At 68.0% G+C, this 23,532-nt stretch carries 26 protein-coding genes; 16 read left to right on the forward strand and 10 right to left on the reverse strand.

Annotated features, from left to right (window positions below; translation table 11 throughout):
* Positions 1–175 precede the first annotated feature (175 nt).
* Both E4V99_RS08855 and E4V99_RS08860 read left to right on the forward strand, forming a co-directional pair.
* Positions 176–1,327 (forward strand): ATP-binding protein, encoded by a 1,152-nt coding sequence (locus E4V99_RS08855; RefSeq protein WP_135069212.1) that lies wholly within the window; start codon positions 176–178, stop codon positions 1,325–1,327.
* A 198-nt stretch (positions 1,328–1,525) separates the two neighbouring features.
* Positions 1,526–2,287 (forward strand): SDR family oxidoreductase, encoded by a 762-nt coding sequence (locus E4V99_RS08860; protein ID WP_135069209.1) that lies wholly within the window; start codon positions 1,526–1,528, stop codon positions 2,285–2,287.
* Positions 2,288–2,396: 109 nt separating this feature from the next.
* On the opposite strand, the gene E4V99_RS08865 is transcribed toward E4V99_RS08860, so the two are convergent.
* Entirely contained in the window at positions 2,397–3,419 is a 1,023-nt protein-coding gene (locus E4V99_RS08865; protein ID WP_209305602.1) for an alpha/beta hydrolase, read from the reverse strand.
* Positions 3,420–3,621: 202 nt separating this feature from the next.
* Here E4V99_RS08865 and E4V99_RS08870 point away from each other — a divergent pair, with 202 nt between their 5' ends.
* Positions 3,622–4,167, forward strand: a complete 546-nt coding sequence (locus E4V99_RS08870; protein WP_135069206.1) for a TetR family transcriptional regulator C-terminal domain-containing protein — start codon at positions 3,622–3,624, stop codon at positions 4,165–4,167.
* Positions 4,168–4,171: 4 nt separating this feature from the next.
* Here E4V99_RS08870 and E4V99_RS08875 read toward each other — a convergent pair whose 3' ends face one another.
* Positions 4,172–5,002 (reverse strand): helix-turn-helix domain-containing protein, encoded by an 831-nt coding sequence (locus tag E4V99_RS08875; protein ID WP_135069204.1) that lies wholly within the window; start codon positions 5,000–5,002, stop codon positions 4,172–4,174.
* Between the two features lie 37 nt (positions 5,003–5,039).
* Complete coding sequence (locus tag E4V99_RS08880; protein WP_135069201.1) at positions 5,040–5,465, reverse strand: DUF3224 domain-containing protein; 426 nt, start codon at positions 5,463–5,465, stop codon at positions 5,040–5,042.
* Between the two features lie 99 nt (positions 5,466–5,564).
* Between E4V99_RS08880 and E4V99_RS08885 the strand changes: the two genes are divergently transcribed.
* The 5 genes from E4V99_RS08885 (at position 5,565) to E4V99_RS08905 (ending at position 10,552) form a co-directional block, all read left to right on the forward strand.
* Positions 5,565–5,957 (forward strand): nuclear transport factor 2 family protein, encoded by a 393-nt coding sequence (locus tag E4V99_RS08885; protein WP_135069198.1) that lies wholly within the window; start codon positions 5,565–5,567, stop codon positions 5,955–5,957.
* Positions 5,958–6,156: 199 nt separating this feature from the next.
* Positions 6,157–6,906 carry a CPBP family intramembrane glutamic endopeptidase gene (locus tag E4V99_RS08890; RefSeq protein WP_167747821.1) on the forward strand — a complete coding sequence of 250 codons (750 nt, stop codon included), beginning with the start codon at positions 6,157–6,159 and terminating at the stop codon, positions 6,904–6,906.
* Between the two features lie 29 nt (positions 6,907–6,935).
* Positions 6,936–7,778, forward strand: a complete 843-nt coding sequence (locus E4V99_RS08895) for an LLM class F420-dependent oxidoreductase (RefSeq protein ID WP_135071480.1) — start codon at positions 6,936–6,938, stop codon at positions 7,776–7,778.
* Positions 7,753–8,958 carry an MFS transporter gene (locus E4V99_RS08900; protein ID WP_135069192.1) on the forward strand — a complete coding sequence of 402 codons (1,206 nt, stop codon included), beginning with the start codon at positions 7,753–7,755 and terminating at the stop codon, positions 8,956–8,958. Before E4V99_RS08895 ends, E4V99_RS08900 begins: the two co-directional genes overlap by 26 nt.
* 289 nt (positions 8,959–9,247) lie before the next feature.
* The gene (locus tag E4V99_RS08905; protein ID WP_167747820.1) at positions 9,248–10,552 is read left to right on the forward strand and encodes a BtrH N-terminal domain-containing protein; all 1,305 of its coding nucleotides are present in this window, start codon (positions 9,248–9,250) and stop codon (positions 10,550–10,552) included.
* A gap of 107 nt (positions 10,553–10,659) precedes the next feature.
* Here E4V99_RS08905 and fdhA read toward each other — a convergent pair whose 3' ends face one another.
* Both fdhA and E4V99_RS08915 read right to left on the reverse strand, forming a co-directional pair.
* A complete protein-coding gene (gene fdhA, locus E4V99_RS08910; protein WP_135116990.1) occupies positions 10,660–11,880 on the reverse strand; it encodes a formaldehyde dehydrogenase, glutathione-independent in 1,221 nt (406 codons plus the stop codon).
* Between the two features lie 382 nt (positions 11,881–12,262).
* Complete coding sequence (locus E4V99_RS08915; RefSeq protein WP_167747819.1) at positions 12,263–12,877, reverse strand: TetR/AcrR family transcriptional regulator C-terminal domain-containing protein; 615 nt, start codon at positions 12,875–12,877, stop codon at positions 12,263–12,265.
* A gap of 231 nt (positions 12,878–13,108) precedes the next feature.
* Here E4V99_RS08915 and E4V99_RS08920 point away from each other — a divergent pair, with 231 nt between their 5' ends.
* From E4V99_RS08920 to E4V99_RS08930, 3 genes are all read left to right on the forward strand, one after another.
* Complete coding sequence (locus E4V99_RS08920; RefSeq protein WP_240742723.1) at positions 13,109–14,203, forward strand: acyl-CoA desaturase; 1,095 nt, start codon at positions 13,109–13,111, stop codon at positions 14,201–14,203.
* Positions 14,204–14,344: 141 nt separating this feature from the next.
* On the forward strand, positions 14,345–14,866 hold the full coding sequence (locus tag E4V99_RS08925; protein WP_167747818.1) for a DUF1877 family protein: 522 nt from the start codon (positions 14,345–14,347) through the stop codon (positions 14,864–14,866).
* 35 nt (positions 14,867–14,901) lie between these two features.
* A complete protein-coding gene (locus E4V99_RS08930) occupies positions 14,902–15,810 on the forward strand; it encodes an alpha/beta hydrolase (RefSeq protein WP_135071474.1) in 909 nt (302 codons plus the stop codon).
* A gap of 36 nt (positions 15,811–15,846) precedes the next feature.
* Here E4V99_RS08930 and E4V99_RS08935 read toward each other — a convergent pair whose 3' ends face one another.
* A complete protein-coding gene (locus E4V99_RS08935) occupies positions 15,847–16,650 on the reverse strand; it encodes an alpha/beta hydrolase (RefSeq protein WP_240742722.1) in 804 nt (267 codons plus the stop codon).
* Between the two features lie 27 nt (positions 16,651–16,677).
* Positions 16,678–16,857: a hypothetical protein gene (locus tag E4V99_RS08940; RefSeq protein ID WP_135069178.1), complete on the reverse strand. Its 180-nt coding sequence runs from the start codon at positions 16,855–16,857 to the stop codon at positions 16,678–16,680.
* Between the two features lie 268 nt (positions 16,858–17,125).
* Between E4V99_RS08940 and E4V99_RS08945 the strand changes: the two genes are divergently transcribed.
* Positions 17,126–17,947 carry a hypothetical protein gene (locus tag E4V99_RS08945; protein WP_187270474.1) on the forward strand — a complete coding sequence of 274 codons (822 nt, stop codon included), beginning with the start codon at positions 17,126–17,128 and terminating at the stop codon, positions 17,945–17,947.
* On the opposite strand, the gene E4V99_RS08950 is transcribed toward E4V99_RS08945, so the two are convergent.
* A complete protein-coding gene (locus E4V99_RS08950; protein WP_135069175.1) occupies positions 17,898–18,263 on the reverse strand; it encodes a DUF2255 family protein in 366 nt (121 codons plus the stop codon). The two genes, E4V99_RS08945 and E4V99_RS08950, sit on opposite strands and share 50 nt — an antisense overlap.
* A gap of 142 nt (positions 18,264–18,405) precedes the next feature.
* Here E4V99_RS08950 and E4V99_RS08955 point away from each other — a divergent pair, with 142 nt between their 5' ends.
* The 3 genes from E4V99_RS08955 to E4V99_RS18445 all read left to right on the forward strand — a co-directional run bounded on the left by E4V99_RS08955 (position 18,406) and on the right by E4V99_RS18445 (position 20,561).
* Entirely contained in the window at positions 18,406–18,837 is a 432-nt protein-coding gene (locus E4V99_RS08955; RefSeq protein WP_240742721.1) for a hypothetical protein, read from the forward strand.
* A 542-nt stretch (positions 18,838–19,379) separates the two neighbouring features.
* On the forward strand, positions 19,380–20,339 hold the full coding sequence (locus tag E4V99_RS08960) for a capsular polysaccharide synthesis protein (RefSeq protein ID WP_135069172.1): 960 nt from the start codon (positions 19,380–19,382) through the stop codon (positions 20,337–20,339).
* 51 nt (positions 20,340–20,390) lie between these two features.
* Complete coding sequence (locus E4V99_RS18445; protein ID WP_167747817.1) at positions 20,391–20,561, forward strand: hypothetical protein; 171 nt, start codon at positions 20,391–20,393, stop codon at positions 20,559–20,561.
* Between the two features lie 12 nt (positions 20,562–20,573).
* Here E4V99_RS18445 and E4V99_RS08965 read toward each other — a convergent pair whose 3' ends face one another.
* Positions 20,574–21,191 (reverse strand): TetR family transcriptional regulator, encoded by a 618-nt coding sequence (locus E4V99_RS08965; protein ID WP_135116992.1) that lies wholly within the window; start codon positions 21,189–21,191, stop codon positions 20,574–20,576.
* A gap of 86 nt (positions 21,192–21,277) precedes the next feature.
* Here E4V99_RS08965 and E4V99_RS08970 point away from each other — a divergent pair, with 86 nt between their 5' ends.
* The gene (locus E4V99_RS08970) at positions 21,278–22,678 is read left to right on the forward strand and encodes a serine hydrolase domain-containing protein (protein ID WP_167758104.1); all 1,401 of its coding nucleotides are present in this window, start codon (positions 21,278–21,280) and stop codon (positions 22,676–22,678) included.
* 58 nt (positions 22,679–22,736) lie between these two features.
* Here E4V99_RS08970 and E4V99_RS08975 read toward each other — a convergent pair whose 3' ends face one another.
* Positions 22,737–23,459, reverse strand: coding sequence for an alpha/beta hydrolase (locus tag E4V99_RS08975; RefSeq protein WP_135116994.1), 723 nt, complete (start codon positions 23,457–23,459; stop codon positions 22,737–22,739).
* Positions 23,460–23,532 lie beyond the last annotated feature (73 nt).

Below are 23,532 nucleotides of genomic sequence, written 5' to 3' on the forward strand. Positions count from 1 at the left end.
GTCACCGACGTGATGCCCGGCCGCCCTCAGTGCGAGCACGGTGCCGGCGGGCACCTCAGGCGAGCATTCCCTCCGCCATGATGCTGGAAACCGACGCGCTCACGAACGCCTCGACGTGCCTGTGGCGCGAACTTATACTTCGGGCAGATGTATAAGTCTGAGCCACAGGAGAGCGATGCCGCAGCCGAGCCCATACACGCCGGGAGTCGTCGCGAAGACGGTTCCCGGCCGTACAGCACAGCTGGCGTTCTATGAGGAGCGAGCGCAACTCATCGCGCAACTGGGTCAGTTCATCGGCAGTGTCCGAGTGGACTACGCCGCCAGAGGCGTGGGTAAAACGTCGCTGTTGCGAGAAGCGCAGCGAGTGTTCGAGCGGCACGGGATCGAGACGGTCTGGGTCACGGCCGTCGAGGGGGAGATCCTCGCGGCATCCATCCTCGAAGAGATGCGGAAGGTGCTCCCGAAGACCAAGCGTCTCGACGAGCTTGCGGGGCTCATCGACAGTGCGACAATCACCATTGGCGGTGGGCCGGTCAGGGCGGGGGTGACCATCAAACCTGCTCATCAGAAAGCCCCGGCAGCCGGCAAGGTTTTCATGTCGGTCGTCACAGATGTGGTCGGAGCCATCCGCGAAGCCGGGGGCGCGGGGCTGGTCATCCTCATCGATGAGATTCAGGCGGGCGATAAGCCGAGTCTTCGTGCGGTCTCAGTCGCATGGCAGGAACTCGCAAGCGCGAAGGAGCCACCCGCGGCAGGCCTCTTCAGCGTGGGACTCCCGGGCAGCCATGACCACATCACCTCGGCTGTCACATTCAGTGAGCGCTTCGACTTCACCGAGCTGTTCGGGATCGACGAAGGCGGTGCCGCCACCGCTCTGTACAAGCCTGCAGCCGATATCGGCGTGACGTGGGAGCAGGAGGCCGTCATCGCCGGGGTGAAGGCCGCTCAGGGATATCCGTACAAGGTGCAGCTCGTGGGGGAAGGCGCGTGGGTCGCCGCAGGTCGTCCGGACCCACGGGGTCGGATCACCCTCGGGCACGTCGAAGCGGGCATCACCTACGTCGACGAGAAGATGCGCTCGCTGTTCTCCGCCCGGTGGCGAAACGCCTCAACGAAGCAGCGGGAGCTACTGCGCGCCATCGCAGTGCTCGGGGGAGTGGACGTGAAGCGGGAAGACGTCGCCGCTCATCTCGGAACGACGACTCAGGCGATTTCGGTGCCGCGTGACCGGTTGCTCAGCAAGGGCATCATCGACGCCACACGCCACGGCCGGCTGTCCTTCACGGTCCCCGGCTTCACGGAGTACATCCTCGAGCACGGAGAGTAGGGTGCTGCCGCGCTCGCCTGCTGAGGGCCGCAACGCCGGGTCACCGCGCCAGCGGCCCGCGCCCCTCGAAGAACTGGGTAGGTTCGGATGCGTCGTGGTGGCGCTACCGCGCCGGACCGAAGGGGGAGACCTGACCTGTTCTGCCGGGCGCCCGGGAGCGACTCTCGTCGTCGAAGCGCGAGTGGGAGGCGACGCGCCATGAGGGCCGTCCTCGTCACGGGAGGCTCCGGCGGGATCGGCGCCGCCGTGGCACGACGGTTCGCTGAGGCCGGCGATCGTGTGGCAGTGCACTACGCCAGCAATGAGGCCGGAGCCGAGGAGACTCTCCGCTCCCTCCATGGCACCGGCCATGCGGCCGTGACCGGCGACGTGGGGGTCGCCGACGGCGGGCGCGCCATCGTCGCAGCCGCGATCGAGGCGGTCGGCCCGCTCGATGTCCTCGTGTGCAATGCGGCGGTCGCTCCGGGCGGCACCAATCGCCACGTGATCGGCGAAACCTCGTACGAGGACTGGAGTGCTGCCTTTCATCAGATGGTGACGGTCAACCTTCTGGGTGCCGCAAATCTGGCGTGGGCGTTCGCGAATCACCTCATCGATCGCCCCGCCCCTGGCGCCATCGTCAACGTCGGGTCGCGCGGCGCCTTCCGCGGTGAACCCGAATTCCCGGCGTACGCAGCCAGCAAAGCGGGCCTTCACGCGCTCGGCCAGTCGCTGGCGGTCGCTCTCGCTCCGCATGGGATCTCGGTGACATCCGTCGCGCCCGGATTCGTGGCGACGCCTCGCCAACTGGCGAAGCTCGACGGAGCCGAGGGCGACGCCCTCCGCGCGCAGAGCCCCTTCGGCAGGGTCGGGACCCCGGAGGAGATCGCCGCAGCGGTGTTCTGGCTCGCCTCCCCGGAGGCAGCGTGGTCATCGGGAGCCATCCTCGACGCCAACGGCGCGTCCTATCTCCGTCCGTAGGGGCGCGACGGGGGTGCGGCGCCCGTAGGAGTGCCGCCACCCTTATCTGCGTCGGCGGCACACCGCACCGTGAAACCATGTGCGATTCGATGACGCGGACGCGACCCTGCTACGGGCGCTGCGCCTGGGGAACGCGGGCGAGTGCACGCGCAAGGAATGTTTCGATCCCGTCGACCACTGCCTCGAAGCGTTCGGATGCGAGGAGGTCGAAGCCGTGCTGCGCACCGGGGAGTTCCACGAGAACGACGGGATTCTTCGACCGGGACTTCAACTGGTGGGCAAGCGCCCGCGCCCCCTCGACAGAGGTGTAGCTGTCCCGGTCGCCGTGCACGAGAAGCACGGGGGGCGCTGCGGTGGCATCGAACCCGAAGGGCGACGAGGGGAGATCCTCAGATTCTCCCCGGCCGTAGTATCTCCCGTAGTAGCCATAGAGCCCGATCGCGAGGGCAACTCGTGTGTCGACGTCCTCGAAGCCGGGTTGGAACCGACGTTCGCCGGGGCTCAGGGCGGCGATCAGCGCCAGATGAGCGCCGGCGGAGCTCCCGCAGACGACGAGCGAGGATGGGTCAAGGCCATACCTGTCCGAGTTCCGGTGCACCCACGCAATGGCGCGCTTCACATCGATGACATGCTCCGGGTAACCCACCCGAGGTCTCAGCTGATAGTTGGCGCTCACCACAACCCAGCCGCTTAGTGCCAGGCGATACATCAATGCGAGCGATTCCCAGCGCTTATCCCCTCCGAAGTAGCCGCCACCGTGAAGATATAGAACGACCGGCGATGGTCGCTGTGCGGGAGCACGCAATGCGTAGAGGTCGAGCCGTTGCCCACGCCCGCCTGCGCCGTAGGGCAGATCCTTGAACCGGCGTACGGCCCGAGGACGAGTGGGGATCGGCAGCAAGCGAGAACGCCACACCCGGCGCCGTGGCCGGAGTGGCTCTCCCAAGGCGTGGGAGACTGCTCGTCGCGCCCGCAGCACCCGCGCCTGCAATATCGCGCACCCCACCACGATGGCGCCCGCGGCTAGAAGCGCGACCGCCCCCTGCCATGTCGCCAGAAGATCGTCCCATGCAACCGCGAACGCGGTGACGATGAGGATGTACAGCATTGCCAGCAGCGGGATCTCGTTCACGACCATGCCAAGCAGGTAGCCCAACCGGGCGACAGGGCGCGGCCTCGTCGGCGGAGCCATGGCGAGGCACACCATGACACCTGCGCACGCGAGAGTGATCAGATAACCGTATGGCATCGGCCGCCCTTCAACTTGGTTCTACAGATGTAGAGGATTGCGGTACTCTACATCTGTAGAAGCCACTGTCAAGAGGACGAACCCGTTGCTGAACACGCCGCGCCGTCAACTGCTCGCGTCCGCTGCAGTTGCCACTCTCGCGCTCCAGGGCAGCCGGGGGCTGACCCACCGCGCGGTCGACCGCGCCGCCGGGGTCCCAGACGGCACCACGTCGTACTATTTCCGGTCGCGCGGCGACCTCCTTTCTGCCGCGGCTCACAGACTCGCGCAGGATGACGTCCTGAAGATTGCGCGGATCCCTGCCGGCTCTACAGGCCAGCTGATTGACTCGCTGGCCTTCGCCGTCAGCGCTGACGGCGGCGATCGATCGTCGCATGTTGCGCGACTCGAGCTGACGTTGGAAAGCAGGAGGCGCCCCGAGCTGCAAACGGCGCTGCGTGAATCCGGCCGAGCAGTGCACGAAGCCCTCACGGAGCGTCTGGTGTCCCTCGGCGTTTCGGATGCCGCCGAGAAGTCGACCGCTCTTCTCGCGATCATGGATGGTCTTCTCCTCGACGCGTTGTACGGCCCGGAGGCGAGAGTGAAGTCGAGGGAGCAGGCTCGAAGTGTTCTCCGTCTCGCTCTTTCCTGAGCGTTCACATCCGCGATCGGGGCTTGCGCGGTGCGTCAGCCGGTAGGCGCCAGGCCACCGATTCGCTGATCGAGCGGATGATCCGGTGGTACTCGGAGGCGGTCAGCCCCAGCTCGGCTCGGAAGTCTGCGGCCAGATGAGCATGGTCGGCGTATCCCAGTTCCGCAGCGACCTCGGCTAAGGAGCTGCCTCCGCCCTCCCGCACGCGCTGCGCTGCCTCCTGCAGACGGCGGCGGCGAATCATCGCAGCGGGGGACACTCCCACCGTTCGGCGAGTGAGTCTCTGAAAAGTCCGGGTCGACACGAGCATCCGCCGCGCCGCTTCCTCGACGCGACGGATGCGGGAATCGCTGAGCAACAAGTCCGACATCTCATTCGCGAGGCGCCCCCCAGCTGTCGTCGTGCCGACACGCGCGATGAGCCACCGCGATAGGGCGTCGGCCGCAGCCTGCTCGTCGGGCATGGCCGCAGCGACCGCCTCGTGCAGGTCAGGTGCGCAGACCTCGACGAAGCCGTCCACCAGCTCAGCGGGCGCGTCGCTGAGCTTCATCAGTGCGGCAGGGCGCAGCACCGCTCCCACCGCCCACCCGCTGCCGCGGAGCACGCGCTCCGATGCGCGCGTCGTCGCGCCCCACAGCCTCACTTCCGTCGGTTCAACGACGATGTTCGCCGCGGGATACGCGAGCAGACTCTGATGCGACTCCACGCCCGGAGGCAGGTTCCACTGCGGGACCCACAGCCACGCAATCAGTTCGGACGCCTCGGGAGGCGGCGCCAGCCGGGTGAACCGGGGCAGTTGGTGCGGAAAGAGCACACCGCGCGTCGGGTCGATCACGGACGCAGCGTACCGACCCGCGCGTCATGCGGCTCGGTCATGCCGGTAGATCTGGGATCTCGTAGTCCAGCCGCATGCGATGAGTCCCATCCGCTTCCACCCAAAGGGCACCGTCTCCGGATATGCCCCGGAGAGCACCAGTGCCGCTGCCCGGCACGATACGCAAGTAATCGCTGCGCGAGGGGCCGACCGCTCCCCCCTGCACGGTCGAGGAGTGAACCACGTTGAAGCTGCCCTGCCTGCCGTCCAGCGTTGCCTCGATGGACTCCAGAGCGACGAAGGTACCGGTGTTGGACTCCCCGTCGTATGCGTAGCTGAACTGCGCGGTTGCACGGCCTGACAGGGCCCCCGTGAAAGCCTTCCGAATATGCGCGTGACCAGTCGGCAAACCTGTGGTGATCTCGGGAGACCACTCCACCGACTCATAACCCTGGACCTGAAACGTCGATTCCGCGCTCGGCATGCGGCGATTGTAGGAGACGCAACCAGCCGACGTCATCCCAGCGTGAAACACCGAAGGAAGGCGGCCATCTCCGGCTCCGGGAGTTCTACCCTTGCGGCCATGGATCACGAAGCAGCCCGGGATTTCGCCAGCCGCTGGGTCGAGGCGTGGAATGCACACGACCTCGATGGGGTCTTGTCGCACTTCGCTGAGGACGCGATCTTCACTTCGCCTGTAGCTCGCCAGCTTCTTCCTCACACGGAGGGCGTACTGCGTGGGAAGGAAGCGATACGGGCATACTGGCAACTGGGCCTGGAGCGCATTCCCGATCTGTATTTCGATCTCGAAGGCATCTACCTCGGCGTACACATCGTCGTCATCAACTACCGGAATCACGCGGGGAAACTCGTCAGCGAGGTACTTGAGTTCGGCCCGGACGGCCTGGTCGTCTCAGGCGCAGGCACGTATTCGACGACGGACGCCACCACGGCGCGCCCCATGCCCAGTGACTGACACAGCCCTCAAGGTGCTTCCCAGGCGGCGCTCCAGACCAGGTTGTCGCGTATTTCCAAGCCGAGCGTCCGGGCGGGCCCGCACAATGACGCGGGTGACCATGCAAACAAATCCGGCGCGCACTCGGCGTGCGGCGACACTGCGCGGGCAGCTTCTCTTCTTCGCGCTGGCGTGTGCGGTCATCAGCGGAGGATTCTGGATGGCTCTCCCTCTCGTCGGTGGTGCCGTGACGACGTCGCCAGGGATCTGGCTGTACTCCCTCGGTGCGTGCGGTCCGTCCTTGGCCGCGCTCCTTGCGGTGCTCCTGCTCAGCCGAGGTGACGTGCCGCGCCGGCGCATCCGGCGTCCATGGGTGTGGGTGCCCGCCGCCTTGGTGCTCGGTGCGCTCCCCGCACTCGTCAGCGCGGCGATCGTCTCCGGCGGTCGACTTGATGCGCACGCCGGGGAGACGATCACCTCAATGGGCGGCTTGCTCCCGTTCATCGTGATCTTCCTGCTCACCGGGCCCATCGCGGAAGAGTTCGGTTGGCGCGGGTACGTTCAGCCGCGCCTGCGCATGCGGCTGGGAGTGCTGCCCACGGCCGCCGTGTTGGGGGCGACGTGGGCCGTCTGGCACTTACCGCTCTTCCTGTTGGCCGGCACCGGTCAGCATGCGATGGGGCTCTTCACGCCCCGCGCCGGCGTGTACCTCCTGACGATGATCCCGTTATCGGTGTTGTTTCTCTTCGTGTCCGAGCGGCTGTCAGGGGGAGTGTGGGCAGCGATCGTTCTCCACTTCGCCGGTAACGCGACGGGCGCACTGCTGCCGCAGCCGAATCTCGCCGGCGGGCTCGTTCAACTGGGCGTGGTGGTCGCTCTGGCCTGTGGGTGTGTGTGGGCGTGGCGAAGGATTCCGCCGCGATCGGCGCCTCAATCGCCGGACTCGCACTTCGTGCCAGTCGGCGGCTAGCCGTGATCCCGGCCGAGCGAAATGAGTCCCTGCACGTTCCTCGCGCTGACCGACGCGTGCGCATCGGAGCTCAGGTCAAGCCGCAACATGCCGAATACGACGACATTCGTCGCGCGCTGGCCGCCGCCGAGGAGACCGGGGTGGACGTGGTGTTCAACTGGGACCACTTCTTTCCGCTGTCCGGCGACCCCGATGGCGCCCACTTCGAGGCCTGGACGATGCTGGCAGCGTGGGCCGAGTCCACCGAACGCGCGGACCTCGGCGTGCTCGTCTCGTCCAACAGCTACCGAAATCCTCGGTTGTTGGCGGACATGGCCCGCACCGTCGACCACATCAGCGACCGCGGTGCTGGTGGGCGTCTCATCCTCGGCATCGGCGCAGGCTGGGCAGAGCGGGACCATGTCGAGTACGGCTACGCCTTCGGCACCCCGGGAGATCGGCTGCGCATGCTGGAGGCGGGCTTGGCCGCCATCCGGGACCGGTGGGGGAAACTCAACCTCGCGCCAACTCGGCAGATCCCGGTCCTGATCGGTGGGGGCGGCGAGAAGGTCACCCTGCGGATCGCTGCGCGGCACGCCGATGTTTGGCACGGATTCGGCGACGCAGGAACGATCGCTCACAAGCACGCGGTACTGGACGGTTGGTGTCATCAGATTGGCCGCGATCCGGCTGACATCGAGAGATCGGCGGGGGTGAGTCCGAAGCCCGGGCGGTTCGCCGAGGACGTCGACGACTATTGCGCAAACGCCGAAGCGCTCTTCACCGTTGGGACCCGCTTGATCACCGTCGGTCTCGAGGCGCCCCGTTGGGATCTTGGACCTCTCCGCGATCTCGTTGCGTGGCGCGATGACCGTAACCGATCTCGTGGATAGGTGGCGCGCACGGGCAACGATCCCCTCGTTGTCGATCAGTGGGAAAGGCGCGGGGCTCCTCGCGATGGCGATCACCCAGATCGTCGCGTGGGGTGTGCTGTACTACGCCGTTCTCGTAGCCGCGCCCGCGATCGCCGGCGACACCGATTGGACGGATCGGGAAGTGTTCCTGGCGATCACCGCGGGGCTCCTCTCATCCGCCGTCTGTGCGATCGCCGTGGGTCGCTGGCTGGATCGGCATCCGCGTCGCGTCATGGTTTCCGGTGCCGTGCTCGGCACACTTGCGATGCTCGGCGCGGCGGCCTCCCAGAACATCTGGACCTTCGCGACAGCGTGGATCGTATGCGGTGCGGCTCAAGCCGCGGTGCTGTACCAGGCCGCCTTCACGGTCATCACCCACCGTTACCGGTCGGACCGTCGCGGACCCCTCACGCTGGTAACCCTCGCGGGTGGACTCGCATCGACCATCTTTGCGCCGTTTACGGGATGGCTCGTCGTCGAGGTGGGTTGGCGGGTCGCGTTTGCGATCCTGGCTGTGATCCTCGCTGGCGTGCTGGTCCCGGTGTACTTCCTCACGGTGGAGCGCGCGTGGCCCCACCTGGAAGCATCGGCCGCGACGAACGGTGCTTCGCGACGGGCGCTGCAATCGACGAGGTTCTGGGTCCTCACGGTCGCGCTCGCCCTGCTCTCGTTCTCGCTGGGCGCGGCGACACTGTCCGCGGTCCCGGCTTCCGTGGAGAAGGGGCTCGATCTCCAATCCGCGTCCTGGGTGTTGGGGCTCATCGGTGCAGGGCAAATCCTCGGGCGAGTGCTCTACCTGGCGGTCCCGTACCGGTCCGCCCCTTGGATCGCACCGGTGGTCGTTGGGGCGCTGGGCGCTGCATCCCTCGCCGGCTATGCCGTCGCCCGCGAACCCGGATGGATTTTCGCCGCCGCCATCCTTGCCGGTGCCGTTCGCGGTGCATTCACTCTTGTTCAGGCGTCCGCTGTTTCGGACCGTTGGGGCACGACCTCTTACGGGCGATTGAACGGGATGCTGGCTGCGCCGATCTCTGCCCTCACGGCCCTCGCCCCCGGCGCCGCTGCGGTACTCGCCGGTCTCTGGGGCTCCTACCAAGCGGTGAGTCTTTCCATGGCCGCCATCTGCCTGGCAGGGGGGTTGCTCGTCGTTCGGCGATGACGTCTGATGCCCGCGGGTCGGGAACGACCGAAGCAGCTGCCGCGGAGCCCCACCCCAGAAAGCGGCCCGGTCCGCACCGACAGTGGATCGCTCATCGTGCGTTCAGTACACTGTCGGCCAGGCGCATCCCACGCCCAACCTCCTGACCGGTTCCCCGCGCGGATCGGCGATGCGGAGGCAAAGGGGACTTCGTGAGCCTCGGGATACAGCAGGTCTGGTTGTCGACACAGAACGGTTGCACGGTCTGAAGCGCGGGCGAGGATCGCGAGGGCAACCGGGGAACCTGGTCATGACCGGACAGAAGCAACTCAAGGCGCGTATCCGCGAACGGATGGCGAGGACCGGCGAGCGGTACGCCTCCGCTCGCGCGAGATTCGTCACCGACAGCACCGTCGAAGCCGACCACGGCTGGGCGCTTCGCGGGGGAACCGACCCCGACGCGTCGAACCTCGCGAAGGTGCTCGCACATCGTGGCGTGGTCGGCGTGAACGGCCCGCTCTCGGAGGCGCTGCTCTTCGGGATCGCGGGCGGCATCGGGGCCGGATACATCCTGTGGGAATTCCAGGAGCACAAGGAGATCCACCTGGTCCTCGGCTTCGGGCACTCGTGGAACCACCTGGACCGCCGAGCGGTCCCCGCGCTCTCCCGCCTGGGAGTGGATGCCGATTTCACCCGCACAGGGGGTGAAAAGACCGCATCGGCGTTGCTGTCGAGAGAACTCGCGGCAGGTAATCCGAGCATCGTCTGGCCTGATCGATACCGGATCGGCTACTGGAACCTGCCCGCCCACCTCGATGGGCACGGCGGGCATCCCGTCGTCGCGTACGCAGAAACGGACGGTCGGGTGCATCTCGATGACCGAAACCTTCACCCGCTCACGGTGCAGCGCGACATGCTCGACGACGCGAGGTCACGGGTCGGGTCATACAAGAACGCGATGCTGGCGGTTCGCTCGAGGAATGTCGTCCTCACCGCGGATCGTGTCGAGTCGGCGGTTCTCGATGGGCTGTCCGTCGTGATCGACCATCTGTCCTCCGCGTCGACGAGCTTCTCGCTGCCCGCGTGGCAGAAGTGGTCGAAGCTGATCGTGGACGACAAGGCGAAGAAGGGATGGCCGACGGTCTTCGCCGGTGGCACTGATCTGCTCACTGGGCTCGCAGGAACCTGGGATGCGATCGCTCCGGTGAACGCAGCGGGTGGTCATCTGCGCGGGCTGTTCGGTGACTTTCTCGAGGAGGCGGGACAGGTGCTGCGACGTCCGCAGATCGAAGCGGAGGCCAGCAGGTGGCGGGAGATCGGCGACATGTGGCAAGACCTGGCCGATACGGCGTTGCCGCAGGGCGACGCCCTCTTCGACGACGTGCGCGAGCTCACAGCCGGCGTGGCCGAGTCGTTGGCGCAGGGCGACGACGGGAGCGAGCAGAGAAGGGATGCGGCGCTGCGCCGATGGAAGCTCTTCGAAGCGAACCGCGACCTGCCGGACTACGACTCCGCGGCGACGTTCGAGGCCATGAGTGTGAGACTCGCAGAGATCTTCCGCGCGGAAGCGGCCGGCATCGCGCGGCTTCGAGAACTGCACCTCTCGTCCCACTGAGGGGGCGACCAGCCAGCGTGCGCATCGAGGAAGCGGAGGCACCGCTGCCGTGACCTCGGCGCGCGGTGGGTGCCCCCGCTCCATCGTTCACTCCGTCAGCGCGGACCTCACGCGGCCTTGATGTACCCGTTCGGGTTCAGCACGTACTTCTTCGCCGCTCCCGAGTCGAACTCGGCGTAGCCGCGGGGCGCGTCATCGAGCGAGATCGGCGTCGCGTTCACGGCCTGGGCGATCTGTACCTTGTCGTGCAGGATCGCCATCATGAGTTGACGGTTGTATCGCATGACCGGGCACTGGCCGGTCGTGAACGACAGCGACTTCGCCCAGCCGAGACCCAGTCGCAGCGACAGCGAACCGACCTTGGCGGCCTCGTCGACCCCACCCGGGTCTCCGGTCACGTACAGTCCCGGGATGCCGAGCGCGCCGCCGGCGGCGGTGAGATCCATCAGCGAGTTGAGGACCGTCGCAGGCGCCTCGTGCGACGCATCCGATCCGTGCCCGCGCGCTTCGAAGCCGACGGCGTCGACCGCGGAGTCGACCTCGGGGACACCGAGGAGCTGCTCGATCTGCTCCTTCGGATCGCCCTGGGAGACATCGACCGTCTCGCAGCCGAAGGAGCGGGCCTGGGCGAGGCGATCCTCGTTGAGGTCGCCGACGATGACGACCGCGGCGCCCAGCAGCTGCGCGCCGACGGCCGCCGCCAGTCCGACCGGACCGGCGCCGGCGATGTACACCGTCGAACCGGGGCCGACCCCGGCGGTGAACGCGCCGTGGAAGCCCGTCGGGAAGATGTCGGAGAGCATCGTCAGATCGAGGATCTTCTCCAACGCCTGCTCGCGATCCGGGAACTTCAGCAGATTCCAGTCGGCATACGGCACGAGCACGTACTCGGCCTGCCCGCCCACCCATCCGCCCATGTCGACGTACCCGTACGCGCTGCCGGGCCGGTCGGGATTGACGTTCAGGCAGATGCCGGTCTTGCCCTCCTTGCAGTTGCGACAGCGGCCGCACGCGATATTGAACGGCACCGACACGATGTCGCCCACCTCGATGAACTCGACATCCGGGCCGGTCTCGACGACCTCGCCCGTGATCTCGTGCCCCAGCACGAGCCCCGAGGGTGCGGTGGTGCGCCCGCGCACCATGTGCTGATCCGACCCGCAGATGTTGGTCGCGACCGTGCGCAGGATGACTCCGTGCGGCACCTTCCGGCCGATGTTCGCCGGGTTCACGCCCGGCCCGTCCTTGAGCTCGAACTCGGGGTACGCGGTGTCGGTCACTTCGACCAGACCCGGTCCCTTGTAGGCGACAGCTCTGTTTGCAGACATTGCTCTTCTCCTTCTGCGCTCGATCGCCGGTCGCACGCGACCCAGGAGCTTCGCCAACCTTGACGGTGCAAGCGCGGATGCCTGTGAACCGAAACCGTTTCGCCGGTCCCGGGGGAGGGGCATGGATCGTCACACCTGACGCGCGCTCGTCATCCTCGGCGAGCGCGCCCCTGATCTCATCGCACTCTCCGGGGCGGTTGACATCGCAGGAGCCTGTGCCGGTCTCCCGGACGGTTCTTGTGCGTCGATTGTGGCGCGATGTCGGCTGCAGGGTGAGGGCTTGTTGCGCGCCGGTCTATGTGCACGGCAAGCGCCCGGTATCCGCTGGCTCGTCTTCAGTTGACCCACGGCGGCAGGCGCGGCCCGTTCGTGATCGGGCCGGTTACGCCGCGAGCCCGAGCAGGATCCGCTCGAGTCCGTAGTCGAACTCTCGCTCGTGCGTTTCGGCGGTGGGCTGCTGGTACCGACCAGAACGGAACATCGTCGCGACGCGGCCATATCCGCGCGCGTCCAATAAGGGTGCCACTCGCTCGACGAGGTCTTCTTCCGAGAGCGGGTGCGCCGCCCATGCGGCGACATCCCGCTGTGAGATGAAGTGAGCCCGAACGAATCCGTCGAGGAGTGCCGCCGCCCGGAGGATGTCGTGTCGGGGTAGCGGGCTCGACTCGAGGGCGGCGAGAAGTGCCTCCAGCCAGCCCAGCGCGTTCGGGGTGACGGGGACGGTCAAGCGCAGATCCGCCAGCCATGGGTGCGCGAGGTAGCGGCTGCGCAAACGGTGCGCCCAGTCACGCGCGTCGACTTGCCAGTCCGTGCCTGACGCCGGGGTAGGGGGAAGCGCGAGCGCATGCTCACGAAGAAGCACGTCGAGTTCGTCGCGCGAATCGAGATAGCGGTACAGGGCGTTCGCGGACACGTGGAGCAGCTCAGCCAGTCGAACCAGGGACAGAGAAGCGATCCCGTCGGAGTCGGCGAACTCGGCCGCCGTGGTGACGATCATCTCCAGGTCGAGCGAGGGACGCCTTCCGCGTTTCGTCCCGTGCTCGCCGGTACCCCACACGCGTCCTAGCTGCGGAGGAAGCAGCGGTGGAGCATCCCCGTCAACGGGCCCGGTCATCTCCCGATGTAAGCACACCCGGCGGCCAACGCGCCCGAAGATGTCACCGCCCCGTCAGCCGCATCAGTCGCTATTGTGTGTGGGTCACGCAATTCAAGGAAGGTTGAACGGCCCGTGAGGAAACACGAGAGCGCTGACGAGCACGCCCCGCCGCCCGCCCCCGCGCGCACCGGACACCGCAACAGCGACTTCACCGAGCTCGCGAGAACGATCCAGGCCAGCGGCCTGATGCGCCGTCGCTACGCCTACTACTGGGCGAAGCTGATCGGGCTTCCACTGCTGGTGATCGCCGCGCTCGCCGTGTTCGTCCTGATCGGCGACACCTGGTGGCAGCTGATCACGGCCGTCGTGCTGGGCGTGCTGTTCACGCAGGTCGCCTTCCTCGGTCACGACGCCGCCCACCGGCAGATCTTCGCCTCCGGCAAGTGGAACGACTGGACGAGCCTCGTCATCGGGGATCTCTTCGTCGGCATGAGCTACGGCTGGTGGCGACACAGGCACAGCCGGCACCACGCCAACCCGAACAAGCTGGGGACGGATCCCGACACCGAGCTCCCGGTCATCCCTTTGACACCGGAGCGGGTGCAGCGCCGGAACCGAGTGCTGCGCTGGCTGGCCGCGCATCAGGGGCTGTTCTTCTTCCCCATCCTTCCGCTGCAGGGCGTGGCGCTGCACGCGGCGAGTGTGCAGCGGGTCCTGTCGCGTGATCCCGTGGACCGCCGCTGGGTCGAGATCCTTCTGATCGGCTTTCGCCTCATCGGGTACGGCGTGCTCGTCTTCCTCGTGCTCTCTCCCGCTCTCGCCCTAGCATTCCTCGCGGTGCAGCTCGGGGTGTTCGGGTTCTACATGGGCGCGTCGTTCGCCCCGAACCACAAGGGCATGATGATGGCCCCGGCGGACGGGAAGATCGGCTTCCTGCAGCGCCAGGTGCTCACCAGCCGCAACATCCGCGGCAACCGTCTCCTCGACATCGCCATGGGCGGACTGAACTATCAGATCGAACACCACCTGTTCCCCTCGATGCCGCGACCGCACCTGCGAAAGGCTGCGCCGATCGTGGCGGAGTACTGCCGCGCGCGCGGGATCCCGTACACGGAGACCACGCTGCTCCAGTCGTACGCCATCGTCATCCGATACATCAACCGGGTCGGGCTCGGCGAACGCGACCCGTTCGACTGCCCCTTGGTGGCGCAGCGCCGCGCCGTGTGACGGTGCATCCACGTGCAGCGGCCGGCCTAACAGCAGCGGGCACCGCACTGCCGTTCCACCACAGCGCGGGATACGAGCGCGTTCTCCCCAGAGTGTCAGATGCCAGGATCGGGGCGGCACCTCGGTCGGGATGATGACCGCATGGGAATCCGCTACTACGCATACGCCTTTGACACCGCCCTCGCTCAGCAGGCGGTCGATGATCCACACAGCATCCTCTCCAGCGATCCGCTCGCCGACGCGTGGGGCTTGGAGCCTCACGCGTCCCTGAGCGTCGCAACGTTCGAGCAGGTCCCGCCGAAGCGCGACATGCTCTACCTCGACAAGGCCTGGTCTGCTCTGCAGTCACTCACGCGCCCAGCTCCCGGTGACCCCGCCGGGGGCTCGTGCCACCGCATGTTCGAGGGACATGTCACGATGCACGACCTGGGGCGGGACCCGTGGGTCCGGACGATCCTCCCGGAGGAGGTGCCCTCGATCCGTGACCAGCTCAGTGCCATCGACGAGTCTCGGGTGCGAGCGTGGGCCGGTACCTGGAGCAGCCACGACGGAGCGGACGATGAGGACGAGCTTCGCTACGTCCTCGACTATCTCCGACGGGCGCAGGAGTTCGTCGAGTCGCTCGCGGCGGACGGTCGCGGAATGGTCTATCTCATCGGGTGACCCCCGAGGCGCCCGGCGTGCGGCAGGCTGGAGCGGTGTTCGATGGATTCACGATCGGCGATGTGCCTGTGGGCGACACCACCCTCCGCGTACGTCGTGCGGGGGAGGGCCCTGCCGTGCTGCTTCTGCACGGGCATCCGCGTACGGGGGCCACGTGGCACAGGGTGGCACCACTCCTCGTTCGGGCCGGGTACAGCGTGATCGTCCCGGATCTGCGCGGCTACGGCCGCTCCATCGGCCCGCGACCCCGCGCGGACCATTCCGCTCACTCCAAACGCGCGGTCGCGAACGACATGGCGCGGCTGATGAGCCGGCTGGGTCACGAGAAGTTCATCGCGATCGGGCATGACCGAGGGAGCTACGTCGCCCTTCGCCTGGCGCTGGACCACGAGGCGCGCGTGCAGGGGCTGGTCGTGCTGGACGGACTGCCGATCAGCGAGCATCTGCGCAGAGCGGACGCGCGGTTCGCAACCGAATGGTGGCACTGGTTCTTCTTCGCCCAGCCGGAGATCCCGGAGCGCGTCATCAACGCCGACCCCGACGCCTGGTATGTCGGCGATGAGGAGACGATGGGCGCTGCAAACCATGCCGAGTGGAAGGAAGCGATCCGGGATCCCGAGGTCGTCCGCGCCATGCTCGAGGACTATCGCGCCGGCCTCACCGTCGATCGTGCGGACGAGGAAGCCGACCGAGCGGCCGGCAGGCGCCTCGCGATGCCCGTTCACGTGCTGTGGTCGCTGCGAGACGACCTGGAGCAGCTTTACGGCGATCCGCGGGTCATCTGGCGCGCGTGGGCCGACGAGGTCACCGGTCACGGCATCGACTCCGGCCACCACATGGCCGAGGAAGCACCGGATGACCTCGCTGACGCGCTCATCCGATTCCTGGTGCCCTTCCGGACGGCCGTCGCCGCGGACAACCTCGGCTCGTCCGCGGAGAGGTAGTTCTGCGTCCGGGGGCGACTTCGACGTCGCCACGCTCTATCGTCGTCGGGTCGTACTCCGCAGCCACTCCTGCGCGCGGCCGAGAAGGGCGCGGGCTGTGGGCGTGTCCTTCGCCCAGTTCTCGAAGCCGTGCGGTGCACCCTTGACGACGTCGGTCGTCACCGGCACGCCTGCCAGGCGGAGGGCCTCGGCGTAGGCCCGGTCTTCATCGGCGAACAGCTCGATGTCCCCCCACGTGATGAAGGTCGGCGGCAGCCCCCCAAGGTCGGTGCGACGGGCAGGAACCGCGTGCGGTGGCACCGTCTCTTCACCTGGCGCAGTGCCGAGGTACCCCGCCCAGCCCTCGCGGTTGGCTTCGTCGTCGTGGATGCGGTGCGCCAGGGCCGCCGCGAGCCCTGCCCCGGCGCTCTCGCCCCCGACGACGATGCGGTCAGGATCGACGCCGAGCTCTTCCGCGTGCTCGAGGAACCAGTCCCATGCCGCCAGGACGTCCTCGTGCGCGGCGGGGAAAGGGTGCTCGGGAGCGAACCGGTAGTTCGCTGACACGATCACGATCCCCAGCCGCTCCGCCGTGGACAGGCACAGAGACTCGTCCTGCTTCGCGTCGCCGAAGAGCAGGCCGCCGCCGTGCACCCATAGCAACCCCACGCCGCTCCGCTCGCCCCCAGGAATGTACACACGGAGCCGGACGCGTCCGGTGCGGGCTTTCGTCACGCGCACGGCATCCGACTTCGGCACCGGCATCAGTCTCACGGCCGTCCGCACCAGCCAGCGCGGCGCTGAGACCTGCGCGCGCTTCATCGGCTGTCGCAGCTCGGGGAGAACCCGGTGCAGGTCCACTCGGCCTTCTTCCCTGGCAGTCAGCGATCAGCTCAGGATAACGACGCCATCATCGAGCACGCCGTCGGCTGGGAGGATCACGTCGCTGAACGCGAGGTCGGTGGTTCGCTGCTCCAGGATGAACAGCACCCCGTCCGGAATGCCTCCGCCGCGAAAGCCCGGCGGGCTCGCGCGTGCGTGCGCAGTGGACCAAGCTGGCTTCGACATGGACATCTCCGAGGAACTGTTGCGCGGGCCACGGGGGCGCCGACTGTGCCTCGGCTACCTGTGCCGGACCAATGAGGCGGTGGGCACCGCGGTGTTCCGGCTCGGGCATGAACTGGACCCCCATCCCGGGACACTCCTCCTCCGTGCCGGGGGCGCCGAGGATGTCGAAGTCCGCCCTTCCGCGGATGCCGAAGTCGCTGACCTCATCCGGCATGCAGATATGGACTCCGTGTCGGAAGCCACTGTCCGAGAGGCGATGTGCGAAACGGTGGACTTCGCTCTCTACTGGCAGGAGCCCGATGGTGCGGACAGGGTCGCCTCCCTGCCGGTCGTGCGGCAGTCGCTGTCACGGGTCGCCGCCCGCCTGGTCGCGGTGATGCCAGACATGACGGCGCCGTCCGCGAGGGCGCAGTGGGCGGTGGACTGGCGCGTCGCCTCGGACAGAATGCCGATCGAAGGCGATCCGTCCGCAGTTCTCTCCCGGTGGACGAGAGAGCAGGGCGAGGAGGAGGAGAGGTCGGCACGAGAGCGCCCGTCAGACCCGCACGCCAACTGGTCCGGGACGTGGTGGTCGATCCCGCAGCAGCTTCTGCAAACTCGCGCACAGGTACGGGATGCACTCGAACTGGTGGAGGACTCCCTCGGGTGGGAGGTCGCGACCGTCATCCCGGTACGCGGAGCAGGACGGGTGCTCGAAATCGGCTCCGCCGACGACTGGGCGGATCTGTGCCGCGACTATCCGATGGAGGTGACCGCGTCCCGTCGCCACGACTGGTTCCGCGTCACCGGGCGTGACGGCAGGTGGCTCATCCCTGACTGGGAGCGGGTGGCGCAGCAATGGGACGCCGCCCACCTCACGACCCTGGGGTACCTTTCCTCGGCGACGAAGCTCATTGAAATCGACAGTGAATACGCCACGGTCATCGCCGGGTGGGGTCCTGACTCCACCATCTGGCTCACCGACGTCGCACGCGAATGGAGCCAGCCCCGTCAGCAGTGGATCCGACTCGACGGTGGTGGTGGATGGGGGCCGGCCCGCGTCAACGGGGGTTCACGCGCAGGGTGGTCTGCTTCGCAAGTGCCGTGGTGATCGCCCGGGTCGCAGACCCGTTGCCGTACTTGGCGGCGTACGCGGCATCGATCGCGACGTCGTGCGAGGAGTCGAGTGTGAAGGCCACCGGCCGTGTGTGACCATCCCAGCTGAGGAATCCGTCGAAGTACTTCGTGGCGCCCTGGAACCACTGGCCCCGCGGACCTTTCACCGAGCGCAGATACAGCTGGCCGTCCACCACCACGTGCCAGACGATCACGGGAGTCCGCGACGTGCCATCGGCGTGGCGGCCGGCGACGCGCACTTCGCCGATCCTGTCGAGCCGGCGAAGCTCCTCGGCGGTCCACTCGTTCATCGGATCTTCTCTCCTCGCCGCCGCCGCCGCCGCCGGCGGCGTCGCCGCTCTGATCCATGTCCTTGACGGTAGGCGGCGTTCCACGATCGCGGCAGGGTCCGTTCCCACCTCACGTTTCCCGGCGCTGCGTCGTCTGGTGGATGTGAACACACCTTTCCGCCGCGTTCTGCTGGCCTTCACCGTGGTCCTCGGGCTGTACGCCGGAATCTGGGCGCAGTTCTTCCCGACCGAGTTCTATGCGTCGTTCCCCGGCTTCGGCCTGCACTGGATCGACGTCGACGGCCCCTACAACGAGCACCTCATCCGCGACGTGGGGAGCTTCTACCTCGCCCTGACAGCAGTGAGCGTGCTCGCGATCGTCCATCGCAGTGCCCTTCCGGGCCGGGTTGCCGGCGTCGCGTGGGCGGTGTTCGGGATCCTGCACTTCGGCTATCACCTGGTGCACCTGGAGGGCTCCGCGCTGGACGTCATCGGGAACATCATCAGCCTCGGACTCAGCGCCGTCCTCGGGCTCCTCCTGGTCCTGCCGCCGCGGCGCCCCGAGGCTCGCATCACCCCGGATCAGCTCCTTTGAATCACCCGACTCAGCACGGTGCTGTGTGCCGGTGGTGGGGAGTCGGTGCCGGCTTCGCGCGGGCAGGCAGCGCCGGCAGGAACAGCGCCGGAAGGTTCGCGGCGTCTGCTGCCTGGTCCGGGCGCGGCCCCGCCCGAACTCCGCAAAACCGCCCCCGCGAACCTGTTGTACACGGCGTTCGGGCGATTCTGCGGCCGACTTGAGGAGTTCGGGTCAGGCGGAGGCGGCAACCCGACCCTCGGGCGGCACCGGCGGGCCCGGGCGGGATGCCCGCGTCCGCCAGCTCTGCGGAACCGCTACCGGGCGCGCCCCCGCCCGAACTCCGCAAAACCAGCCCCGGGAACCGGTTGCAGCCGGTGTTGACGCCATTTCCGTGCCCGTCTTGAGGAGTTCGGGCGCGGGCGAACGCGGAAGCGGCGGCGGACAAGCGGTCGGCGGGCCCGCGCCTGGGATGGGAGATCCACTGCACCGTCAGGGCGATCGGCAGAGCGACGCACCTGCCGTCGCCGTCGCGCGGCGCCGGTCACGTGGAACACTGAACCATGGCCCACCTCGTCCGCCCCGGTGCGGCGGAGGACGGCGCCCCGTCCTTCCTCGCAGGCCTCGCGGCACAGCTCGCACGCGTCGAGAAGTTCAAGGACGCCGTGGACCCCGCCGCGGCCCGGCGGGGGAGCCGCGCCGTCACCGAGTTCTTCCGCGAGCGCACGGATGAACTCCGCCGTACCGCGCGCCTGCCGGCCGGACGCGGAAGCTCGGCCCTCGGGAGACGACTGGCCGCCGAAGAGGGCGCCCGTGCCCGCGACGTGCCGCTTCCGGTGTACTCGTACTGGAACACCGGCGTGGACGACGCTCCCGACCTCGTCCGCGCATGCGTCGCCCAACTCCAGCGTGTGCATGCCGACGTTCGCCTGCTGGATGCGGGGAGTGTGCGCGAGCTGATCGATATTCCGCCGCGCGTCCAGTCGGTGCTCGAGCACGACCGCCCCGCCCACTTCGCCGATTACGTCAGGGCTGCCCTCCTCGAGCGTCACGGCGGGATCTGGGTGGATGCGACGTGCTGGGTGCCCCGCCCGCTGGGCGAGGTCATCCGGCCGTTCCTGGACGCGGGCGTGCTGTATCCGCGCTGGACCACAGGACAGATCGGCAACTGGTTCATCGCGGCCACTCCCGGTTCCCTCGTCATCCGGCTGCAGCGCGCGGCGCTGGAGATGTGGTGGGCGGAGCGGGACGATCTGCCCGACTACTTCCTCTACCACCGGATCTTCGAAGCCCTGCGGGCGCTGATCCCCGAGTTCCGCGGGCAGTGGTCCGAAGCCGGCCATCTCTCGAGCGCCGCCAGTCACGTGCTGCAGCTGAGCATGATGCAGCCCTGGTCGCCGGAGGTGGCAGGCGTGATCGACGAGATCTCGATCGTGCAGAAGCTGAGCTACAAGTACGATCCGGCATCCGTTCCGACCGAGTCCATCCTCCAGCACCTCCTCACGACGCGCCGCCTGACGTGAGGAGGCGGGGTCGGGCATACGCTGTGGAGGTCGTCGACCGAAGGGCCCGCCATGTCTTCCCACCCCGAGCACTCGTCCCAGGAGCATGTTCCGGGCCCTGATGAGCCGACGATCCCCGAGCTGGAGGCGGATGAGACGGAGGCGCCGCGGCCGGAGGAGGAGATCGCCGATCTCCTGCGTGCCGAACCGGATACCGAGGACCACGGCCCGCACGCCGGCTGAGCCGGGACCGTCCTATCGGGCGGTGCTCGCGCGATCCGAGATCTGCGCTCGCAGCCCCGCCACCAGGGTTTCGAGGCTGAACGCCCACGCCAGGGTGGGGTCGTAATCCTCGAGTGCGTGGAACTGAGGGAAGCTCTCGGGCGGGAGGTCTTCCATGACCGTCTCGGGGAGCTCGCCCCGGGCGCTCATGCTGCGCTCGGCCCCCACCATGAGCGCGGGGAAGACGGCGGCTTTCACGGCGCTGTAGGCCTCGCCCGCGGACAGTCCCGCCCGCGCGAAGGCCGCCATCGCGATCTCGAACGACGCGGCGGCCCGCGCCCCCTGCACGGGTCGGCGGGAAAGCGCGGCGAACGCACCCGGATGCTGGATGGCCAGAGCACTCATCGCGGCGAAGAACGTGCGGACCCACTCCTCCCAGTCCACCGGGGTGACGGGGAGGTGGGCTTGGTCGAGGAGGAGCTCGACGATCCCGTCGGTGATGGCGTCGCGCGTCTCCACGTGGTTGTACAGCGACGTGACGTGCACCCCCAGCTCGCCGGCGATCCGGCGCAGGGTCACGGCATCCAGCCCGTCGCGGTCGGCGATGGCGACCGCGCACTCGAGGATGCGTCTTCGCGTCAGGGCCGCCACCGGACGAGCATAACGCTCTTGACAGCGATACCTACAGTGTAGGTATTCTTACCTACACTGTAGGTCGAGCAATGAAGGAGAACGGGATGTTCGCGTCGGAGGAACTGGAGCAGAAGCTCGCCGAATTGATCACGAAGCACGACGTCCCCGGCGCGCAGCTGGCCGTCCTGGATGGCGATTCGGTCACCGAAGTCGCCACCGGCGTGCTCAGCCTGCGGACGGGGCAGGCGACCACCCCGGATGCGCTCTTCCTCCCCGGCTCCATCGGCAAGCTCTACACCGCGACGCTGGTCATGATGCTGGTGGAGGAGGGGACCCTCGACCTCGACGCCCCCATCCGCACCTACCTGCCCGACTTCGAAGTCGCCGACCCCCGAGCCCGCGACACCGTGACCGCGCGCGACCTGCTGACCCACACGAGTGGTTTCGACGGCGACCACTTCACCGACACCGGACGCGGCGACGACGCGCTCGCCGCGTATGTCGCCGGATGCGCCGAGCTGCCGCAGATCGCGCCGCCCGGGGCGATCTGGAGCTACAGCAACAGCGGGTACTCGATCCTGGGTCGGATCGTCGAGGTCCAGATGGGGATGAGCTTCGAGCAGGCGCTGCGCGAGCGCATCTTCACGCCGCTCGGACTCCAGCACACCGTGTCGTTCGCCGAGGACGCGATCGTCCATCCCGCCGCCGTGGGTCACATCCCCGACCCCGAAGATCCCGCGACCCAGATCGTGAGCACGACGTGGGGCCTGTGGCGTGCCTTCGGCCCGATGGGATCCGCCGTCGTCGCCTCCGCCGGTGACGTCCTCGAGTTCGTGCGACTGCACCTCGACGGCGGGGTGGCGCCGGATGGCACGCGGCTGCTGGACGCCGGGCTTGCCGCGAGCATGCTCGAGCAGCAGGTGGAACTGGTCGACGACTCGGTGCTCGGAAAAGGCTGGGGCCTGGGCTGGATCCTGGACCGGTGGGGCGATGTTCCCGTCATCGGCCACGACGGCAACTCGATCGGGCAGAACGCGTTCATGCGCGTCGCCCCGGAGCAGCGGTTCGGGTTCTGCCTGCAGACCAACGTGGAAAGCGCGCTGAACATGTACCGCGAGCTCGCAGACTGGCTGTTCGGGCGACGGCTCGGGGTCGGCCCGCGCCCCGACCCCGCGGCGCTGGAGGATGCGGGAGTGGCGGAGGTCGGCCGCTACGTCGGCACGTACGAACGCGAAGGGCTGAGCCTGCAGATCTCCGCGGGTCAGGAGGGCCGCCTGCTGGCCACCGTGACGCCCTCTCACGGCGTCGCGCAGGATCAGGGCTGGCCTCCGATGGTCGACCTGCCCCTGCAGCCGGTCGCCCGCGAGGACTCGTTCCTGCTCGACCTGCCCATCTCCGACGCAGCCCTGCTCGCGGTCTTCTTCAACCCGGCCGATGCCGACGGCCTCCCGACGTACCTTCACTTCGGCGGCCGGGCACACCGACGGGTGACCGCGAACGCGTGACCGGCGCACGGAGGGCCCCCGCGAGTCGGTGGCCCTCCGTGCGGCCCGTCGCGCCGCCTCATGCGGCGGCAGCGACCGTGGCGCTCACCGCCGTCTCGATGAGGGCGACGACGTCGCGCGGATGCGTCTGCATGGCCAGATGCGGACCGTCGATCTCGACGATGTGCGTGCCGGCGCGCTCGTACCCGTGTCGCTGGACGTCGGGCTGAACGGTCCGATCCGCCGTCGCCACCATGCCCCAACTCGGCTTGACCCTCCATGCGGCGGTGGAAGCGGCTTCGGTGTAGGCCGCATCGGCGAACGAACGCTGAGACACCGCGAGCACTTCGGCGATGCGCGGGTCGAGGCCGGCCGCGAAGACGGGAAGGAATGCATCCGGCGCCACGGAGAGGTCGACGCCGTCTTCCCGCCCGGGGGTCGGGTTCGGCAGCGCGACGAGGTGATCGCGCAGGTCCGTCGCAGGATAGCGCGCATCCATGTCTGCCGGGCTCTCGCCCTCGTCCGGCGCGTACGCGGCCACGTACACCAGCCCGACGACGTTCTCAGCGGCCCCCGCCACCGTGATCACCGCGCCGCCGTAGGAATGACCGGCGAGGAGGACGGGCCCGTCGACGGCCTCCACGACCCGGCGCACCGTTTCGGCATCGCCCGAGAGCGTGCGCAGCGGGTTCGGGGGGACGATGACGGGGTGCCCCGCGTCCAGAAGCGCCCGGGTGACGGGCGTCCAGCTCGCGGCATCGGCGAACGCTCCGTGCACCAGCACGATGGTGGGTCTGCTCATCGGGATCCTCCTGATCCTGTGTGGCCGATCGACCGGGCGGCGACGGCTTGACCGACTGTAGGACTGCGGTAGC

The organism is Microbacterium sp. dk485 (genome assembly GCF_004570445.1).
Taxonomy (GTDB): Bacteria; Actinomycetota; Actinomycetes; order Actinomycetales; family Microbacteriaceae; genus Microbacterium; species Microbacterium wangchenii.

Coding starts and splice junctions, on each gene's coding strand:
- E4V99_RS08855 (WP_135069212.1), top strand. CDS start 176: ATGCCGCAGCCGAGCCCATACACGCCGGGAGTCGTCGCGAAGACGGTT.
- E4V99_RS08860 (WP_135069209.1), top strand. CDS start 1,526: ATGAGGGCCGTCCTCGTCACGGGAGGCTCCGGCGGGATCGGCGCCGCC.
- E4V99_RS08880 (WP_135069201.1), bottom strand. CDS start 5,465: ATGCCGAGCGCGGAATCGACGTTTCAGGTCCAGGGTTATGAGTCGGTG.
- E4V99_RS08885 (WP_135069198.1), top strand. CDS start 5,565: ATGGATCACGAAGCAGCCCGGGATTTCGCCAGCCGCTGGGTCGAGGCG.
- E4V99_RS08890 (WP_167747821.1), top strand. CDS start 6,157: ATGGCTCTCCCTCTCGTCGGTGGTGCCGTGACGACGTCGCCAGGGATC.
- E4V99_RS08900 (WP_135069192.1), top strand. CDS start 7,753: ATGACCGTAACCGATCTCGTGGATAGGTGGCGCGCACGGGCAACGATC.
- E4V99_RS08905 (WP_167747820.1), top strand. CDS start 9,248: ATGACCGGACAGAAGCAACTCAAGGCGCGTATCCGCGAACGGATGGCG.
- fdhA (WP_135116990.1), bottom strand. CDS start 11,880: ATGTCTGCAAACAGAGCTGTCGCCTACAAGGGACCGGGTCTGGTCGAA.
- E4V99_RS08915 (WP_167747819.1), bottom strand. CDS start 12,877: ATGATCGTCACCACGGCGGCCGAGTTCGCCGACTCCGACGGGATCGCT.
- E4V99_RS08925 (WP_167747818.1), top strand. CDS start 14,345: ATGGGAATCCGCTACTACGCATACGCCTTTGACACCGCCCTCGCTCAG.
- E4V99_RS08940 (WP_135069178.1), bottom strand. CDS start 16,857: ATGTCGAAGCCAGCTTGGTCCACTGCGCACGCACGCGCGAGCCCGCCG.
- E4V99_RS08950 (WP_135069175.1), bottom strand. CDS start 18,263: ATGAACGAGTGGACCGCCGAGGAGCTTCGCCGGCTCGACAGGATCGGC.
- E4V99_RS08960 (WP_135069172.1), top strand. CDS start 19,380: ATGGCCCACCTCGTCCGCCCCGGTGCGGCGGAGGACGGCGCCCCGTCC.
- E4V99_RS18445 (WP_167747817.1), top strand. CDS start 20,391: ATGTCTTCCCACCCCGAGCACTCGTCCCAGGAGCATGTTCCGGGCCCT.
- E4V99_RS08970 (WP_167758104.1), top strand. CDS start 21,278: ATGTTCGCGTCGGAGGAACTGGAGCAGAAGCTCGCCGAATTGATCACG.
- E4V99_RS08975 (WP_135116994.1), bottom strand. CDS start 23,459: ATGAGCAGACCCACCATCGTGCTGGTGCACGGAGCGTTCGCCGATGCC.